This window comes from Hartmannibacter diazotrophicus (genome assembly GCF_900231165.1).
GTDB classification, from domain to species: Bacteria; Pseudomonadota; Alphaproteobacteria; order Rhizobiales; family Pleomorphomonadaceae; genus Hartmannibacter; species Hartmannibacter diazotrophicus.
Genome location: NZ_LT960614.1, coordinates 71,119 through 88,106 on the forward strand (window position 1 = coordinate 71,119; position 16,988 = coordinate 88,106).

16 protein-coding genes and 1 pseudogene are annotated in these 16,988 nt (G+C 66.7%); 5 read left to right on the plus strand and 12 right to left on the minus strand.

Going from position 1 to position 16,988, the window contains the following annotated elements; translation table 11 throughout:
• The first annotated feature begins 273 nt into the window (after window positions 1-273).
• Window positions 274-1,296 (plus strand): aldose epimerase family protein, encoded by a 1,023-nt coding sequence (locus tag HDIA_RS00285; RefSeq protein WP_099553303.1) that lies wholly within the window; start codon window positions 274-276, stop codon window positions 1,294-1,296.
• 58 nt (window positions 1,297-1,354) lie between these two features.
• Here the strand turns inward: HDIA_RS00285 and HDIA_RS00290 are convergent.
• The 4 genes and pseudogenes from HDIA_RS00290 to HDIA_RS00305 form a co-directional block, all read right to left on the minus strand.
• Window positions 1,355-1,567 (minus strand): annotated as a pseudogene (locus tag HDIA_RS00290) (tautomerase family protein); the annotation flags it as partial.
• A gap of 14 nt (window positions 1,568-1,581) precedes the next feature.
• Window positions 1,582-2,799: a tryptophan synthase subunit beta gene (gene trpB / locus HDIA_RS00295; protein ID WP_099553307.1), complete on the minus strand. Its 1,218-nt coding sequence runs from the start codon at window positions 2,797-2,799 to the stop codon at window positions 1,582-1,584.
• Between the two features lie 11 nt (window positions 2,800-2,810).
• Window positions 2,811-3,512 carry a phosphoribosylanthranilate isomerase gene (locus HDIA_RS00300; RefSeq protein WP_099553309.1) on the minus strand — a complete coding sequence of 234 codons (702 nt, stop codon included), beginning with the start codon at window positions 3,510-3,512 and terminating at the stop codon, window positions 2,811-2,813.
• A 91-nt stretch (window positions 3,513-3,603) separates the two neighbouring features.
• Entirely contained in the window at window positions 3,604-4,116 is a 513-nt protein-coding gene (locus tag HDIA_RS00305) for an HPP family protein (protein WP_099553311.1), read from the minus strand.
• 313 nt (window positions 4,117-4,429) lie between these two features.
• Between HDIA_RS00305 and HDIA_RS00310 the strand changes: the two genes are divergently transcribed.
• The 4 genes from HDIA_RS00310 (at window position 4,430) to msrA (ending at window position 7,017) form a co-directional block, all read left to right on the plus strand.
• A complete protein-coding gene (locus HDIA_RS00310; RefSeq protein ID WP_099553313.1) occupies window positions 4,430-4,831 on the plus strand; it encodes an MAPEG family protein in 402 nt (133 codons plus the stop codon).
• A gap of 143 nt (window positions 4,832-4,974) precedes the next feature.
• Window positions 4,975-5,802 carry a tryptophan synthase subunit alpha gene (gene trpA, locus HDIA_RS00315; protein WP_099553314.1) on the plus strand — a complete coding sequence of 276 codons (828 nt, stop codon included), beginning with the start codon at window positions 4,975-4,977 and terminating at the stop codon, window positions 5,800-5,802.
• A 163-nt stretch (window positions 5,803-5,965) separates the two neighbouring features.
• Window positions 5,966-6,277, plus strand: coding sequence for a hypothetical protein (locus HDIA_RS00320; protein ID WP_099553316.1), 312 nt, complete (start codon window positions 5,966-5,968; stop codon window positions 6,275-6,277).
• A 68-nt stretch (window positions 6,278-6,345) separates the two neighbouring features.
• Complete coding sequence (msrA, locus tag HDIA_RS00325; protein WP_197708076.1) at window positions 6,346-7,017, plus strand: peptide-methionine (S)-S-oxide reductase MsrA; 672 nt, start codon at window positions 6,346-6,348, stop codon at window positions 7,015-7,017.
• 51 nt (window positions 7,018-7,068) lie between these two features.
• Here msrA and HDIA_RS00330 read toward each other — a convergent pair whose 3' ends face one another.
• The 8 genes from HDIA_RS00330 to HDIA_RS00365 all read right to left on the minus strand — a co-directional run bounded on the left by HDIA_RS00330 (window position 7,069) and on the right by HDIA_RS00365 (window position 16,960).
• Complete coding sequence (locus HDIA_RS00330; protein WP_099553318.1) at window positions 7,069-7,842, minus strand: adenine nucleotide alpha hydrolase family protein; 774 nt, start codon at window positions 7,840-7,842, stop codon at window positions 7,069-7,071.
• Window positions 7,839-9,065, minus strand: coding sequence for an electron transfer flavoprotein subunit alpha/FixB family protein (locus tag HDIA_RS00335; RefSeq protein ID WP_099553321.1), 1,227 nt, complete (start codon window positions 9,063-9,065; stop codon window positions 7,839-7,841). Before HDIA_RS00335 ends, HDIA_RS00330 begins: the two co-directional genes overlap by 4 nt.
• Window positions 9,062-10,966, minus strand: coding sequence for a DUF3483 domain-containing protein (locus tag HDIA_RS00340; RefSeq protein ID WP_099553323.1), 1,905 nt, complete (start codon window positions 10,964-10,966; stop codon window positions 9,062-9,064). Before HDIA_RS00340 ends, HDIA_RS00335 begins: the two co-directional genes overlap by 4 nt.
• Window positions 10,967-10,976: 10 nt before the next feature.
• Window positions 10,977-13,016, minus strand: a complete 2,040-nt coding sequence (locus tag HDIA_RS00345; RefSeq protein WP_099553325.1) for an oxidoreductase — start codon at window positions 13,014-13,016, stop codon at window positions 10,977-10,979.
• Window positions 13,017-13,084: 68 nt separating this feature from the next.
• Window positions 13,085-13,294: a hypothetical protein gene (locus HDIA_RS00350; RefSeq protein ID WP_099553327.1), complete on the minus strand. Its 210-nt coding sequence runs from the start codon at window positions 13,292-13,294 to the stop codon at window positions 13,085-13,087.
• 77 nt (window positions 13,295-13,371) lie between these two features.
• Window positions 13,372-14,472 carry an FAD-binding oxidoreductase gene (locus tag HDIA_RS00355; protein ID WP_099553329.1) on the minus strand — a complete coding sequence of 367 codons (1,101 nt, stop codon included), beginning with the start codon at window positions 14,470-14,472 and terminating at the stop codon, window positions 13,372-13,374.
• A gap of 17 nt (window positions 14,473-14,489) precedes the next feature.
• Window positions 14,490-15,749, minus strand: a complete 1,260-nt coding sequence (locus HDIA_RS00360) for an aromatic ring-hydroxylating oxygenase subunit alpha (protein ID WP_099553331.1) — start codon at window positions 15,747-15,749, stop codon at window positions 14,490-14,492.
• 161 nt (window positions 15,750-15,910) lie between these two features.
• The gene (locus tag HDIA_RS00365) at window positions 15,911-16,960 is read right to left on the minus strand and encodes a GlxA family transcriptional regulator (RefSeq protein WP_099553332.1); all 1,050 of its coding nucleotides are present in this window, start codon (window positions 16,958-16,960) and stop codon (window positions 15,911-15,913) included.
• Between the last annotated feature and the right edge of the window lie 28 nt (window positions 16,961-16,988).

Genomic DNA, 16,988 nt, shown 5'->3' on the forward strand with positions numbered 1-16,988 from the left:
ATTGCGCCAACGGTTTGCAGGGCGCGGGAAGGGACGATTGACGGTGAGGTGTTGCCCATATGCAGCATCGCGAAAGTGTCGCTCTGTCCGGGCGGCATCACGGGCTGGCCTGTTCCGGCTGAATCCCGGATTGCCGGAAACCCGCGTGGCGGCGCGGTAGTGGCGACCGGGAGATTTTTCTTTTGCGCCCGAAGGCGGGGCGATAGACCGGAGGCGCGGCCGTTCGCGCGACGGACATGAAACCGTCCCGGCCGTGAGGGGAGACAGGCAACCATGGCCGCAACGCGATTCGGCACGCTCGCAAATGGCGCAGCCGTCGATGAAATCATCATTGGCACCGGGGGGCTGAGGGCCTCGATCCTGACGCTTGGCGCCATCCTTCGCCGCCTCGACGTGACGCTGCCGTCCGGTCGCCGCAATGTCGTTCTCGGATTTTCCGATCTTGCCGCCTATGAAAATGGCGCCGGCTATTTCGGCGCGGTTGCCGGCCGATGCGCCAACCGGATCGCCGGCGGCCGGTTCGTGCTGGATGGCAGAACCTATGCCTTGCCCTGCAATGAAATCGAGCGCGGCAACCAGTTGCACGGCGGCGCCAACGGCTTCTCCAACCACATCTGGCAGGTGGAGACGGCCGACGAAACGTCGGTGACGCTGACGCTCCGGTCTCCCGACGGCGAGGAGGGCTATCCGGGGGCGGTCGAGGTCCGCTGCACCTACGAGATCGCGGACGGGGCAACGCTTGTGATCACGCTGACGGCGACCACCGACGCGTCGACGCTCGTCAATCTCGCGACCCACAGCTACTTCAACCTCGACGCCGGCGCGGACATTCTCGGCCATCGCCTTCAAATTTCAGCCAACACCTACTGCCCTGTCGACGACCGGTTGATCCCGACAGGCGAACTGCGGCCCGTCGAGGGCACGCCCTTCGACTTTCGTGAGGCCCGGTCCGTCGCCGGGCCAGACGGCCGTTCGCCGGGCTACGACCACAATTTCGCCGTTGCCATGGAGCCCTCAAGCGCACCGCGTCAGATGGCCCGCCTGACCGGCGCAAACGGCGATCTGGCGCTGGAGATCCTTTCGACCGAGCCGGGCGTCCAGTTCTATGACGGCGGCGCGGCTGGACTGCCGTTGACGAGCGACAACGGGCATCCCGTCGGCCCGCATGCCGGGCTTTGCCTCGAGCCGCAGGCATTTCCCAATGCCATCAACACGCCGGGCTTTTTCGCACCGGTGCTGAGGCCAGGCGAGGTCTATCGGCAGGTGACGGAATACCGCTTCTCCATCCCCGGATGAAAAAAGCCGGGTGCATGGCCCGGCTTTTTCGTCTTTCATCCAGCGATCGGAACCCGGATCAGGTCTCCGCCTTCTTCGCGGCCATCCTGTCGGCGTAGGTCTCGCCGGCCTCGCCCCAGTTGATGGGGTCGACATCCTGAAGCATGACGGTGACGGCGCCCGGCGAGCAGCCGAGGACGGCGCAGGTCGTCTTGGTCAGTTCGGCGATCAGCTCGCGCCGCTTCTCCACGGTGCGGCCGGGGAACATCTGCACGGTAATGTTGGGCATGTCTTTGGCTCTCGTCCTTACATCTCGTAGCCGAGCAGCTTGCTGACCGCCTCGACGTCCTTGTCGCCGCGTCCCGAAAGGGAGACGAGGATGACTTCATCCTTGGCCATTTTCGGGGCCATTTCGATGACATGGGCGATGGCATGGGCCGATTCGAGCGCGGGGATGATGCCCTCCAGGCGGGTCATCAACTGGAAGGCGTCCAGCGCCTGCTTGTCGGTGGCCGGCACATAGGTGACGCGGCCGGTTTCCTTCAGCCAGGAATGCTCCGGCCCGATGCCCGGATAGTCGAGGCCGGCGGAGACCGAGTGGCCTTCCAGGATCTGGCCGTCGTCGTCCTGCAGCAGATAGGTGCGGTTGCCGTGGAGAACGCCCGGCTTGCCGCCGGTCAGCGACGCGGCATGGCCGTTGAAGACGTCGAGCCCGTGGCCGCCCGCCTCCACGCCGTAGATCGCCACGTCGGGATCGTCGAGGAAGGGATGGAAGATGCCGATGGCGTTGGAGCCGCCGCCGACGCAGGCAACCACCGCATCCGGCAGCCGGCCTTCGGTCTCCAGCATCTGCGCTTTCGCCTCGTTGCCGATGATCGACTGGAAGTCGCGCACCATCTCCGGATAGGGATGCGGGCCGGCAGCCGTGCCGATCAGGTAGTAGGTGCTCTCGACATTGGTCACCCAGTCGCGCAGCGCCTCGTTCATGGCGTCCTTCAGCGTGCCGTTGCCGGCGGTGACGGGATGCACCTTGGCGCCGAGCATCTTCATGCGGAAGACGTTGGGCGACTGACGCTGAACGTCCGTCGCGCCCATGTAGACTTCGCAGGGATAGCCGAAGCGGGCGCAGACGGTGGCCGAGGCGACGCCATGCTGGCCGGCGCCGGTCTCGGCGATGATGCGGGTCTTGCCCATCCGCTTGGCGAGCAGGATCTGGCCGAGGCAGTTGTTGATCTTGTGGCTGCCCGTGTGGTTCAACTCCTCGCGCTTGAAGTAGATCTTCGCGCCGCCGAGATGCTCGCTCAGCCGCTCGGCGAGGTAGATCGGGCTCGGGCGTCCGACATAGTGGGTGTGAAGGCTGGCAATCTCGGCATGGAACGCCGGATCGTTCTTGGACTCCTCATAGGCCTTTTCCAGGTCGAGGATCAGCGGCATCAGCGTCTCGGCGACGAAGCGTCCGCCGAAGATGCCGAAATGACCGCGCTCGTCCGGGCCGGTGCGGTAGGAATTGGGGGTGACGCTCACGCCAGAAGTCCTCAGGCCAGTAGTTCTCGGGAATGCGCAGCGGAAAGCGGCCGGCCGGCCGCCTCGCGCACCTTGTGGACGAAGGCCTCGATGAGGCCCTTGTCCTTGGTTCCGGGCGCGCTCTCCACGCCCGACGAAACGTCTACGCCGGCCGGATGGAGCCGGTTCACGGCCTCGCCGACATTGTTCGGATCAAGGCCCCCGGAAAGCATGAAGCGAAGGTCCGGGTCAAGGGATTCAAGCACGGACCAGTCGAAGGTCGCCCCAAGGCCGCCGGGCCGGGTCGCATCCTTGGGTGGCTTGGCGTCGAAGAGCAGCCGGTGGCCCGCCTCGGCATAGGGGCGCGCGGTCGCGACATCCTCGCGGGTCGCGATCCCGAGCGCTTTCATGACGGGGATGCCGAAGCGGCCTGAGATCTCCGAGGCCCGCTCGACGGTCTCTTTCCCGTGGAGTTGCAGGAGATCGGGCCGCGCCGCCTCCGCGATGCGGGCGAGGCGCTCGTCGTCGGCGTTGACCGTCAGGACGACAATCCCCGCCCGTCCGCGCACATGGTCGGCCAGCATCGCCATCCGGTCCAGATCGACGTGGCGGGGACTTTTTTCGAAGGAGACGAGGCCGATCAGATCGGCGCCGGCCGCGACGGCCCAGTCGAGGCTTTCGGTCGTCGACAATCCGCAGATCTTCACGCAAAGGGCAGGCGCGGCGCCCGGCATCGGTCTTGTCCAGCTTTTCGGTATCCGTTCCCAATCCAACTGGCACGGATCGCTTTGCCGGACAAGGGCGTCGATGGCAGAAAGAGGCGTCTCAGCCGAGATCGGCGCGGCGCGGGTAGATATGCCGCGGCGGCAGCCAGTGGTGCAGCGTGGCGATGCCGACGAGCAGCACGCTGCCGGCCGCCACGACGAGCGAGAGCGTTCCGACATGGATCGCCGAGGTGGCGGCGACGATCGGGATGGCGCCCGCCGGCGGATGGGTGACGCGCAGGAACAGCATGACCGCGATTGCCGCACCGACGCCAAGAGCGGCGGCTGGCCAGCCGGCGGGCAGGGCTAGCAGCACGCCGACGGTCACGCCAAGCGCCACGAGATAGCCGCCGATGACGTTGGCCGGTTGGGCGAGCGGGCTGGCAGGCTGGCCGAAGAGCAGGACGGCGGAGGCGCCGAAGGGGGCAATGAGGAACGGAAGCCCCGTGAAGGCGGCGAGCGCGCCGGAGGCGCCGATTCCCACGAGGCCGCCCATGCCCGACTTCAGGTGAGCCAGCGGAGCGGAGGAAATTGGTTCATGACGGCGAAAGAAATGCCGGAGCTGCGTCAGCATGGCGCCTCACGATTGCCTGTAAAGTGATCATTTGATCTTGAAGTAATCACGGAAGAATTGATTACAAAATAATCAATTGCACACATAGCATACAGCGTCTGTCAGCAGAAACACGTAGCGACGACATCTGGCCGATCGTCCAGGGCATGGCCAAGCCGGGCCCGCGACCCGAATGCCCGGAAAAGTGGGATCTTTCCCGCAACAATGTTGCCGGAATGGAAAAGATGCTTTGCGGTTCATTTCCGCAGGCCGGGGGATCGGCTATCCTGAGAGACCTCAAGGTGACTGAGGGAACCGATAAGGAGACTGCACCATGGATGCGGCTGTCCAATCGACCGAGCTTCAGATCCTCGTCTGGAGCGTGATCCTCCTGATTCTGCACATCGTTATCCAGACCCTGTCCCTGGTGAAGGACGCGGGCCTGTCCTATGCCTTCAGTCCGCGCGATGAGGTGCCGGGTCTCAGCCGGCTGACCGGACGGCTGACGCGAAGTCTGCGCAATTTCATTGAGACCTATCCGGCGTTCATCGGCCTCGCCCTGGCATTGGTCGCGACCGGCATGACCGGCGGCATCGGCGCGACGGGCGCGGCCCTCTGGTTCTGGGCGAGGGTGATCTACGTTCCGGTCTATGCGATCGGTCTGCCTGTCGTCCGGACGCTCGTCTGGCTGGCGTCGATCGTGGGGCTCGTGATGATGCTCCTGCCGCTGCTCTGACGGGCCGGCTTGCCTCTTTTTGGTGCGGCGGCATGGCGATTGGTGCTGTTACGGGAGTTTCATTTGCGGGCGAAATGGCCTAAATCCGTGCCAACGTTTCTAAATGCGCGGCGGCATGGCCGCCCGGCCGGAAAGAGCCCAGAATGACCAAGACCCGGATCGATGCGACCGTTGCCCGAGTGAAGGGCGAAGGCCGCCCCGCACTCGTGACCTTCGTGACCGCCGGCGATCCCGACTACGAGACGTCGCTGAAGATCCTGAAGTCGCTGCCCGGCGCGGGCGCCGACATCATCGAGTTCGGCATGCCCTTTTCCGATCCGATGGCCGAGGGACCGCCGATCCAGGCCGCGACCCTGCGCGCCCTCCATGGCGGCCAGACCATGGTCAAGACGCTGGAGATGGTCCGCGCCTTCCGCGCGGAGAATGACGAAACGCCGATCGTGCTGATGGGCTATTACAACCCCATCTACATCTACGGCGTCGAACGCTTCCTCGTGGATGCCAAGGCGGCCGGCGTCGACGGCCTCATCGTCGTCGACCTGCCTCCGGAAGAGGACGAGGAACTCTGCCTTCCGGCGATCAAGGCTGGCATCAGCTTCATTCGCCTTGCCACCCCGACCACCGACGACAAGCGCCTGCCGGCGGTGCTCGCCAACACCTCGGGCTTTGTCTACTACGTCTCGATCCTCGGCATCACCGGCACGGCGGCCCCGGACGCAAGCCGCGTCAAGGTCGCCGTCGAGCGCATCAAGCGGCACACGGACTTGCCCGTGATGGTCGGCTTCGGCGTCAAGACGGGTGAACAGGCGAAGACGCTTGGCAAGGACGCCGATGGGGTCGTCGTCGGCTCGGCGCTGGTCAACGCCGTCCGTGATTCCCTCGACGATGAGGGCAAGGCGACGGACGCAACCGTTGGCGCCGTCATCGCCCTTGTCGGCGAACTGGCCGAGGGCGTGCGCGCCGCGCGGTAGCGACTGCCGTCCGAGACAGGGGCAGGCATGTCGCGGGGATCGAGCGACTTCACCGTGCGATCACGCTTGCGCCAGTGCGCCGGCTGCCCTGTTGCGCCGCCGCTCGCGACTGCTTACCTTCGTTCCAGAGATTTCTGACTGCGGACCGCATGGGGACCACGCGGTGATCCGTTTCCTGTTCCGGCTATTCGGCTTTGTCATCTTCACGGCGGCCTTCATCGCGATGATCGCCGACGGCGTTCGCTCGATCGCGGCGGACCGCCTGATCCTGACAAAGCTCGGTGAGACCTGGTCGGCCATCAGTCCCGCCAGCCTGATCGGCGCGCAGACCTCGGTGACGAGCCATCTCGGGCCTCTCGTCTGGGATCCGCTGGTCGTGTCGCTGCTTCTGCTGCCGACCTTCGCGGTGGGATTCGTCCTCGGGCTTGCCCTGATGGTCATCGGAAAGGACCGGACGGCGCAGTTGGAAGATTGAGACGCTTGAACGACCCCGCGGAAGGAAGTGCTGCGGCGACGGCCGTTCCCGTCATGAGGAGAGATGCCATGTTTCTCGCGGACATGCTGAACCGGAAGCTGAAGCTGCCGACGCCCGAGGAGGCGATCCCGGGCCGCGCCCAGCCGATCCCGACCGCCGCAACCCATTTCGTCAACGGCAACCCGCTGAAGGGCCCCTATCCCGACGGGATCGAGACCATCGTTCTCGGCCTTGGCTGCTTCTGGGGCGCGGAGCGCAAGTTCTGGCAGTTGCCGGGCGTCTGGGGCACCGCCGTCGGCTACGCGGCGGGTCTCACCGAGAACCCGACCTATCAGGAGGTCTGCACGGGCCTTACCGGCCACAACGAGGTGGTGCTCGTCGCCTTCGACCCCAAGGTCGTCTCGCTCGACAAGGTGCTGAAGACCTTCTGGGAGAGCCACGACCCGACGCAGGGCATGCGCCAGGGCAATGACACCGGCACGCAGTACCGTTCGGGCATCTACGTGAGTTCGCCCGAGCAGCGCGCCGTCGCCGAGGCCTCGCGCGCGATGTACCAGGAGGCGCTGAGCCGCGCCGGCCGGGGCCAGAAGATCACCACCGAGATCCTCGATGCGGGTCCCTTCTATTTCGCGGAAGGCTACCACCAGCAGTATCTTGCCAAGAACCCGGAAGGCTATTGCGGCCTTGGCGGAACGGGCGTTTCCTGCCCGCTGCCGACCGGTGTCGCGGCCGCTGGCTGACCGAAAACCATTCATCGCCTCGCGGAGCGCCCCTCTGCTGGGCGATGACCTCTATCCGGCCTTGGGGCCCAGACCCAATCCTTCCAGATAGGACAGGATCTCTTCCGCCGCTTCGCGCGGATCGGGGTCGACCAGCAGTTTGCCGCCGCCGCCCGCCGCCTGCGTCGCGGCCTTGAGCCGGTCCGCGGCGGACGCGCCGGCCGCCACCTTTGCCATCATCTTCGGGCGCTTGCGATAGGGCCGCTCCTCGAAGGCCTGAGCACCAGTGGCCACCTTCTCTTCAATCACGACATCAAGCCGCTGGATTGCACCGCGCCGCGCCGCTCCAGCGGCAAAGGGCAGGGGTGCGGGCGCCGAAGGGCTTACCGCGATCACCGCAGGCGCGCGAACCACGAGCCGTCGACGCGCGCCGCGCCCGAGCGCCTGTTCCACGGCCAACACCCCGTCCCCTTTCGCCTCGATTGAAACGACATCGCCGACCACCGGCCAGCCAAGGGCCTTGGCCAAAAGGTAGGGCAGGAGGCCGGTATCCTCGCCGCCCTGTCCCTGCTTGCCGGTCAGGACAAGATCGGGCCGAAGCTCGGCAAGGACGCTCGCCAGCGCCGGAACGGCATCGACCGCCGTATCGATCGGCGCATGCAGGATCGTGGCAAGCCCGTGTCCGAGCGCATCGGCGATCCCGTCCACCGTCGGTCCGGCATGAAGGCCGATTGGATCGCCGCAAAGCATCCTGCCGAGGCGAATCGCCTGCAACTCGTTGCGCGACGGCGCCCCCTTGCCCGAGACCGGGTGACGGGCGGCGGCAAGACAGACGACGACCTTCATGGCGCTGTCCTTTCCGCGACAAGATCGAGAAGCGCCGGGATGACCTTTTGCGCGTCGGCGACGATGGCAAGGCCGGCCCGCTCGATCATCGCCGCATGCAGGTCCGTGTTGACCGCGATCACATGCTCGCAGTCGGCAACGCCCTGGAGGTGCTGCGGCGCGCCGGCGATCCCGAGCGCGAAATAGCAGGTCGCCGAAAGCACGGTTCCCGACGCGCCGACCTGCGCTGCGCGCGGCATGAGCCCGGCGTCGCAGACGACGCGGCTTGCGCCGGGTGTGCCGTTGAGCGCTGCGGCAAGCTGGCGGAAGCCGGAAAAATCGCTGACGCCGTTGCCGGCGGAGACGACGAAGGTCGCATCGGCGAGCGACACCGTCGCCGGATCGGCCGGCACGAAGACGGCATCGGCGAGCGCGCGATTGCTTGTCGAAACGGACAGGTCTGTCTTATGGGCGATATCGCGTGCCTCGGCCCGATCGCCGCTGTGGGGCGCAACCGCATCGGGCGCAAGCGAGATCATCCGTGGCAGCTTCCCGCGTTGCTCGATCCGGCGGCCCTTTGCGGCCCGGGTGATGGCGGATGCCGAAAGGCTTTCCGCGCCGGCAAAGAGCGGCTCGCCGATCTCCGCCGCAACGCGCCGGGCAAGGTCGCCGCCGTCGATGCTCTCGCAAAAGAGGATGTGCCTCAGCGACAGGCTGCCGGCAAGGGCCGTGACGAAGGCGGCGGTGCTCTCCGGGTCGTAGTCCCCGGCAAGGTAGACAGAATAGTCGATCACGCGGTCCGCGCCGACTTCGCCGAGCCCTTCGCAGGCGCCGTTGACGAGCGCGAGAACGGCGCCGCCGCCGGCATCGGCCAGCAGGCGCGCCGCGCCGAGAAGCTGGCGGCCATGCGGCGTCAGCCGGCCTTTTGCCGTCTCCGGCAGGGCCGCGACGAGGAAGGCCGGACTGTCGATGATGCGCAGCCTCGGCGCCGCCGCAGCCGCCGCGACACCCTCGCCAATGGCCGTATGGCCGCCGTCGCGTCGCGCCCGGTCATATCGCGGCCTCGGCTCCAGCCGCAGGCGCGAGGCAAGCCAGTCTCCGCGCGGATCGCGCCGGGGCCGGCCCGTCGGCCCGACCTCTGGCGCGGCGGCCGTCTGCACCTCGATGCCGAAGCGCGGACGACCGCTACCGGGTACAATCCGTGCGGCACGGTCCGCCCTTGGGTCGCGTCGGGTCCGGTTCATTCCGCCGCCTCCCGCAGCGGGGCGGTGCCCGCAGCCTCATGCGCCATCAGCATCAATTCGGCGATATCCTTCACCTCGGGCCGGTCGCCCGTGACGCCTTCCAGCATCGCCGTGCACATCGGGCAGGCGACCGCGACGATTGGCGCGCCCGTCTCCCTGGCCTGTCCCATGCGAAGGTCCGGGATGCGCGTGTCGCCGGGAATGTCGGCAACCGGCGCGCCGCCCCCGCCGCCGCAGCACATCGACCGCTTGCCCGAACGCACCATCTCGGCGCGATTAAGCCCCAGCGCATCGAGAAGCGCGCGCGGCGCCTCGATCTCGCCGTTGTAGCGGCCGAGGTAGCAGGGATCGTGATAGGTCACCGCGCCCGAAAGGCTGCCCAGTTCGATGCGGCCCGAGGCGGCGAGATCGGCGAGGAAGGCCGAATGGTGCCCGACCTCGAACGCGCCGCCAAACTGTGGATATTCGTTGCGGATCACGTGGAGAGCGTGTGGATCGGCGGTGAGGATCCTGTTGAAGGAGCGCGCGCGGAGCGTTGCGATATTGGCCTTCGCCAGCATCTGAAACGTCGCCTCGTCGCCGAGCCGGCGGGCAAGGTCGCCGCAGTCGCGCTCCTCGGGCCCAAGCACCGCATAGTCGACGCCGGCCGCGTCGAGCAACGTGACGAGGGCCCGGAGCGTGCGGCCGTAGCGAAGCTCGAAGGCGCCCTCGCCGAGCCAGAGCAGAACGTCGGCACGCTCGCCCTCCTTGAGGACCCTGAGCGGACGCCCGGCGGCAAAATCGGTGCGGCTGGCGAGCGCCCGTCCGCCGGGCTCCTCGGCCTGCCGCATGTCGAGGAGAGGCTGGGCCGCCTTTTCCGGCGGGCGGCCGAGTTCCATGGTCTGGAAGCGCCTGAGATCGACGATGGCGTCGACATGCTCGATCATCATCGGGCATTCCTCGACGCAGGCCCGGCAGGTGGTGCAGGACCAGAGCGTATCCGGATGAATCATGGCGCCCTCGCCGATGATGGCCGCGTGCGGACCGCCGCTGCCGGCGACATCGCGCGCATTCGGATAGGGGCTGCCAGCATAGGCCGGTGCGTCGGGCACGAGGCTTGAGACGAGGTCCTGGATCAGCCGTTTAGGGTTCAGTGGCTGCCCACTGGCAAAGGCCGGGCAGGCAAGCTCGCAGCGTCCGCACTGGATGCAGGCGTCGAATCCGAGCAGTCGGTTCCACGTGAAATCGGCCGGCGTCTCGGTGCCGAGCTTCTCGTCCTTTTCCAGATCGAGCGGTCGCAGCGCGGTCTCGCGCCGACCCTCGAAACGCCCGCTGCGGGGATGGGCGGCCAGATGCAGCGCGCCGGCGAGCGCGTGGCGCAGCGGGCCGTTATCGAGGAAAACGACGAGGCCGGCGCCGCCGATGGCGGCGAGCACGAGACCCGCGCCGGCGAGGACCGGAGAGCCGGCCGCGTTCCCGATGGCAGCGAGAAAGCCCCCGATCCCGTAGCCGACGAGCAGGAAAGGAAGGGTCTGGAACCTTCCGGCGGACAGGTTCTTTGGCCGCGTCGGAATGCGCCGCCGCCCGACCATCACGCTGCCGGCGAGCATGACGCCGAAGGTGAGCGCCACGAGCCACCAGTAGGGCCGGGCATGGCCGAGGACCGGCAGGAGGCCGAGGAGCGCGAGGCCCGAGCCCGCCAGCAGGCCGCCGGCGACCAGCGCATGCATGCGGGCCGTGAAGGGGTCGCGGGCAACGACATCATGGACGTCGTGCAGGTAGCGCCTGGGCAACGCCTTGAGCCCGTCGAACCAGTCGACGGCCGCCGGCTTGCCAATGCGCCACAACCGCGCCCGCTTCAGGGCGACGGCTACCGCCGCAAGGGCGAGCGCGAGGATCAGAAGGGGAAAGAGGAGGGTCATGGCGTCCCCCTCACATGTCCTTCACGAGGCGAAGCGCGTCGTAGATCGCCGCGTGGATGTTGCGTCCAGCGAGCGCGTCGCCGATGCGGTAGAGCTGGTAGCCCTGACCGAGCGGCCAGGGCTGCGGCTTGCCGGCGATGACGCTTGCCTGGTCGATGATCCCCTCGTTGACCGAGCCTTCGACGAGGCCGTTGTAGAGCTCCTCGACCGGCAGGGTGCCGTAGTCGGCGACGACGCGGTCGATGACGCGCTCTTCCTCGGCGTCGGTCATCGTGTTGCGGAGCACGGCGATGAGCCGGTTGCCTTCCGGGTAAACCTCCATCAGCTCCGTGTTCGGGGTCATGATGACGCCGAGCTTGTAGAGTTCGCGCAGGTGGATCGGCTGGTTGGTCGTGCCGACCTCTTCAGCGACCATCCGGTCGTGGGTGACCACCTCGACGAGGCAACCCTTTTTCGCCAGCACTTCGGCGGTGGAGGAGGCGTTGTGGCCGCCGATCTCGTCATAGACGAGCACGGTACCGGTCGGCTCGACCGAGCCGGTGAGGACGTCGGCGGTCGTCACCACGTGCTCATGACCCTTGGCGTAGCCCGTCGTGGCCGTGCCGCCGGTGGCGAGAATGACGATATCCGGGTTTTCGGCCTTTACCATCTCGGGCGTTGCGGCCGTTCCAAGACGAAGGTCGACGCCCTTCTTGACCACTTGCGCATGCAGCCAGCGCGGAATGCCCGAAAGCGCCTCGCGCCAGGTCGCCTTGGAGGCAATGTTGATCTGGCCGCCGGTGACCGTGTCCTTTTCAAAGAGCACCACGTCATGGCCGCGTTCGGCCGCAACCCGCGCCGCCTCCAGCCCGCCGGGACCGGCGCCGACGACGACGACCTTGCGTTTGGTGTCCGCCTTTTGGATCACGTGCGGCATGGTCGCCTCGCGGCCCGTCGCGGCATTCTGGATGCACAGCGCGTCGCCGCCGACATAGATGCGGTCGATGCAGTAGCCGGCGCCGACGCATTGCCGGATGTCGTCCTCCCGGCCTTCCGTCAGCTTCTTGACCAGATGCGGGTCGGCAATGTGCGCGCGGGTCATGGCGATCATGTCGACATGACCTTCGGCGACGGCACGTGCGCCGGTGGCAAGATCGGTCACGCGCTGGGCGTGGAAGACGGCCACGTCCACCTCGCGCTTGATGGCGCTCGGCAGGAACAGGAAGGGCGCGACCGGGAAACTCATGTTCGGCAGCGAGATGGCATGGGCGATGTGGTCGCGCGCCTGCCCGCCAATGATGTTGAGGAAGTCGACGAGGCCGCGCCGGGCGTATTCCGTCGCGATCGCCAGGCAGTCCTCCTGCGAGAGCCCGTCCTCGATCATCTCGTCGCCGGACATGCGCATGCCGATGACATAGTCGTCGCCCACCGCCTCGCGCATCGCGGAAAGCACCTCGATGCCGAATCGCATGCGGTTCTGAAGGCTTCCGCCATATTCGTCGCTGCGCAAGTTGATCGAGGGCGACCAGAACTGGTCGACGAGGTGCCCGTGCGCGGCGGAGATCTCGCAGCCGTCGAGGCCACCGTCCTTGCAACGCTTGGCGGCGGCGGCGAAATCCTTGACGATGCGGCGGATCTCGGCTTTTTCCAGCTGCTTCGGAATGGTGCGCGAGGCCGGCTCCCGCCGGGGGGAGGCGGAAACGGTCGGGAACCAGTTTTCCGTGTCCCACTTGGTGCGCCGGCCCATGTGGGTGAGCTGGATCATCAGCTTGGCGCCATGCCTGTGAACACGGTCGGCAAACTCCTGGAAATAGGGAACGACGCTGTCGTCGGCGACCGAGATCTGGTTCCACGGCGCGGCCGGGCTGTCGAGCGCGACGGACGAAGAGCCGCCGAACATGGTGAGCCCGATGCCGCCCTTGGCCTTTTCCGCGTGATAGAGCTGGTAGCGCTCCTGCGGCTTGCCGTCCTTGCCGTAGCCGGGGGCGTGCGAGGTCGACATCACGCGGTTGCGGATGGTCAGGCCCTTGATCGTCAGCGGTTTGAGGAGCGCGTCGGCGTTGGCGATCATGCGTGTCGTTCCCGTTTGTCGGTCTTGGGCCGGATCGGGCGCAACCTTTGCCCGCCCGGCCGATAGGATCAGTAGGGTCTTGCGGTCACGGTGCCGCCGGAGGTCCCGCATCCGGCGGGCGGCGTCTGTCCGGCCGGAACCGCGACACCGCAGGAATAGCTGTTGCCCGTCGCGGTGATCGTCCCGTCCGGCGTCTGGCGGATCGTTGCCGTCCCGACGCCGACCCCGGCGCTGCAGGCGGAAAGAAGCATGGCGAGGATGAAAGGCAGGAGGCGCATGGGCGATGATCCTTTTGCGGTTCTGGTGCCTTGATCCTAACCCATGACCTGGCCGATCCGGTGATCCTGCGGCTTGCCTATTTGTCGATCACGAGGTCGGTCTTCGGCCGCGAGCAGCAGATCAGCACCATGCCCTGGTCGATCTCGCGCTGGCGAATGCCGCCGGCATGCTTCATCTCCACCTCGCCGGAAACGAGCTTCGACTTGCAGGTGCCGCACATGCCCTTGGTGCAGGAGGCGGGCAGCCGCATGCCGGCCTTGCGCGCCATCTCCAGCACGAAGGCGTCCTCGGGCACCTCGATGACCTTCTTCGACTTCGCGAACTCGACGCGGAAGGTCTTGACCCCGGTGTCCTCGGCGGCCGTGACCTCGGCGGCGACTTCCGGTTCGGCGGCGGAAAGCTCCTCGAAATTGAAGCTTTCCTCGTGGTGGCGGACCATGTCGAAGCCCGCCTCGCCCAGCATCATCCGCACCGCCATCATGAAGGGCGAGGGGCCGCAGACGAAAATCTCGCGCTCCATGAAGTCCGGCGCGATGAGCTTCAGCATGTCCAGCGTCAGCCGGCCGGAAAAACCGTTCCAGCGCTCGGCGATCGTGTCGCCCTCGCAGACTGCCGCGAAACGGAAATCGGGCAGGTTGCGCGCCATCAGCGCCAGTTCGTCGCGGAAGATGATGTCGGCGGGCGAGCGGGCGGCATGGACGAAGACGATGTCGCGCTGCTCCGCGAGGTCATGGAAGGACCGCGCCATCGACATCAGCGGGGTGATGCCGCTGCCGCCGGACAGGAACAGGTATTTCGGCGCCGGGTGGTCGACGCAGGTGAACTCGCCCATCGGCCCGACGGCGCGGATCTCCGATCCGGCCTTCAGCGTGTCGTGCAGGAAGTTCGACACAGGGCCGTCCGGCACCCGCTTGACCGTGATCGAGATCGTGCCCGGACGCGTCGGCGCGGACGAGATCGTGTAGCAGCGGTTGACCCGCTCGCCGGCGATATCGAGGTCGAGCGTCAGGAACTGGCCCGGCTTGTAGGCAAAGCGGCAGGGAGCCTTCGGCGCCAGCACGAAGGTCTTGACGTCGTGTGTCTCCTCGCGCACCTGGCGCACGACGAGCGTATCGTCCGCCTCCGGGTCCCAGAGCGGGAGCGAAGGGTCGAGAAAGCCGGCAATCGCGTCGGTCATCGTGCGGGACAGTCTGGTCAGAGGCCGTGCACTTCGGTCATGCGACCGACGTACCAGTTGCAGAATCGTTCGACCAGCATCTCGGTATGCGGCGAGTAGGGGCCGGGCTCATAGGCCGGGCTGCGCGCGCCGGTCTGGCAGTATCCGACGAGGGTGGAATCCTGGTCGTTGGTGGCGACCCACACCGCCTTGAGGTTCTCCACGTCATAGTCGACGCCTTCCACGGCGTCCTTGTGGACCAGCCACTTGGTGCGCAGCAGGGAATGCTCGGCGTCGAGCGGCAGGACCGAGAAGGTCACCGCATGATCGGCCATGAAGTGGTGCCAGGAATTGGGCTGGGTCCAGAAGTGCAGGGCGCCCATCTTGTGGTTCGTGAACTTGCCCATCAGCTTCTTGCAGGCGGCCTTGGTGTCGAGCGTATGCGACTCGGCATCACCGTCGAGCGGCAGGCGCTCGGCGCGGTAGCCGGTGACCATGTCGTCGAGATGCTCCTGGCAGCGTGACGGGAAACCCGCCTTTTCCCAGTCGCCGTGGTTCTCGTTGACCAGGCAGCTGTAGCGTTCCGCCTGCAGGCGGCCGGCCTCATCGAGCGATTCCGGCGCGAAGCCGAAGCCCTCGGCGAAAAGCGGCACGGTCAGTTCGGGATGGTTGCCCGCGCAGTGGTAGCACTCGCGGTTGTTTTCCATCGTCAGCTTCCAGTTGCCCGGCTCGACGATGTCCATCTCGAAGGCGACCTTGGTGTTGCGCAGGTCGTGCGGGGCAAGATAGGGCGCCATCACGGCGGCCATGTCGTCAAAGTCGGCCGGCGGTTCGTCGGCAAGGCACAGGAACAGCAGGCCTTCGAGCGAGCGCAGGTGCACGGGCTTCAGGCCGTGGCAGCTCATGTCGAAGTTTTCGCCCATGTGCTCGGCGAACATCAGCTTGCCGTCGAGGCCGTAGGTCCATGCGTGATAGCGGCAGACGAGATTGCCGACCGTCGTCTTGTAGTCGTGCACGAGACGCGCGCCGCGATGGCGGCAGACATTGTGGAAGGCGACCACATTCATGTCGTCGTCGCGCACGATGACGACGGACGTGCCGCCGATATCGACGACCATGGCATCGCCCGGCTCCGGCACGTCCGGCTCGACGCCGACGAAAATCCAGTGACGCTGGAAGATGGTCTCCATGTCGGCGGCGAAAATCTCCGGCGACAGGTAGAAGGGCGCCTCCAGCGAATAGCCGGGGCGGCGGCGATGCAGCAGGGATTTCAGCGGCGTGCTGGTGATATCGAGCATGGGACTTTTCTCCATCCCCCACCCGCCGTGGATGCGTCGCTCCACGGCGCTATACGCTTTGGACTGTGACGCCGGAGCCCGGTCGTCGACTTGCGCAAAAACGACATGATGACGCTTTCATGCGACATCCGCGGGCATGCCCGGATTTTGGGCCTGTTCCGCTATTCGAAGACGCGCTGCCCCGCCAGCGACGGGGCCGATGCCGGCGGCGGATTGACCGCCCGCGAATTCGACGGCGTGAAGCCGTGCAGCGCCTTGAACTGGCGCGAGAAATGGGCGCAGTCCGAAAATCCGGCGTCGAGCGCGATCGCCGTCACGGACCGGTCGGTGGTGTCGAGCAGGAAGCGGGCGTAGCGCAGCCGGAGCTGGCGGTAGAATTCCGCCGGCCGCTGGCCGAGCATGGTCTGGAACAGCCGCTCCAGCTGGCGCGTCGAAACGCGCACCTTGCGGGCGATGTCGGCGATCGGCATCGGGTTGGCGATATTCTGCTCCATCATCAGGAGCGCGCGGCGTACGCGGTCGTCTTCCACCTGTTCGGCGATGGGCGGATGCGGCTGCGCCTCGCCGCCGGCGCGGGCTCGGTCGAGCATCAGGACGTGCCGGCTCTTCTGCGCGACCGAGCGGCCGATGTGCTTCTCGATGAGCGTCGTGGCAAGGTCCGCCGCCCCGCCGCCACCGGCGCAGGTGATCCGGTCGCCGTCGATAATGTAGAGACGGTCGGCGACGGGCTGGTGATGCGGGAATTCGTCGAGGAAGTCCTGGTAATGATACCAGGACACGCAGCATTTGCGCCCCGTCATCAGGCCGGCGCGGGCGAGCACGAAGCTGCCGGTGCAAACGCCCACGAGCGGTATGCCGAGCTTGGCCGCCTTTTTCAGATACTCGATCGTTTCGGCATCAAAGGCCGACCCGGCGTGGAGCAGGCCGCCGATGACCACGATGTAGTCGAAGCCTGTCGGATCGGCGAGCTCGGACGTTCGCGAGACGAGCACGCCGCAGCTCGATCGAATCTGCTCCGGCCGGGACGCCATCACCTTCCAGCGCGCCATGATCGGCCGCGACCGGTCGCCGTCGTCGGCGGCAAGGCGCAGATGATCGACGAAGAGCGCGAAGGCGGACAGCGTGAAATTGTTGGCGAGAAGAAAGCCGACGTTGAGCGTTGGAATTCCCGCGCCAAGCTTCGCCGTTCCAAGACGATCGATCGGTTTCATGCCCGCTGTTCCCACGCGCGCCACGAGG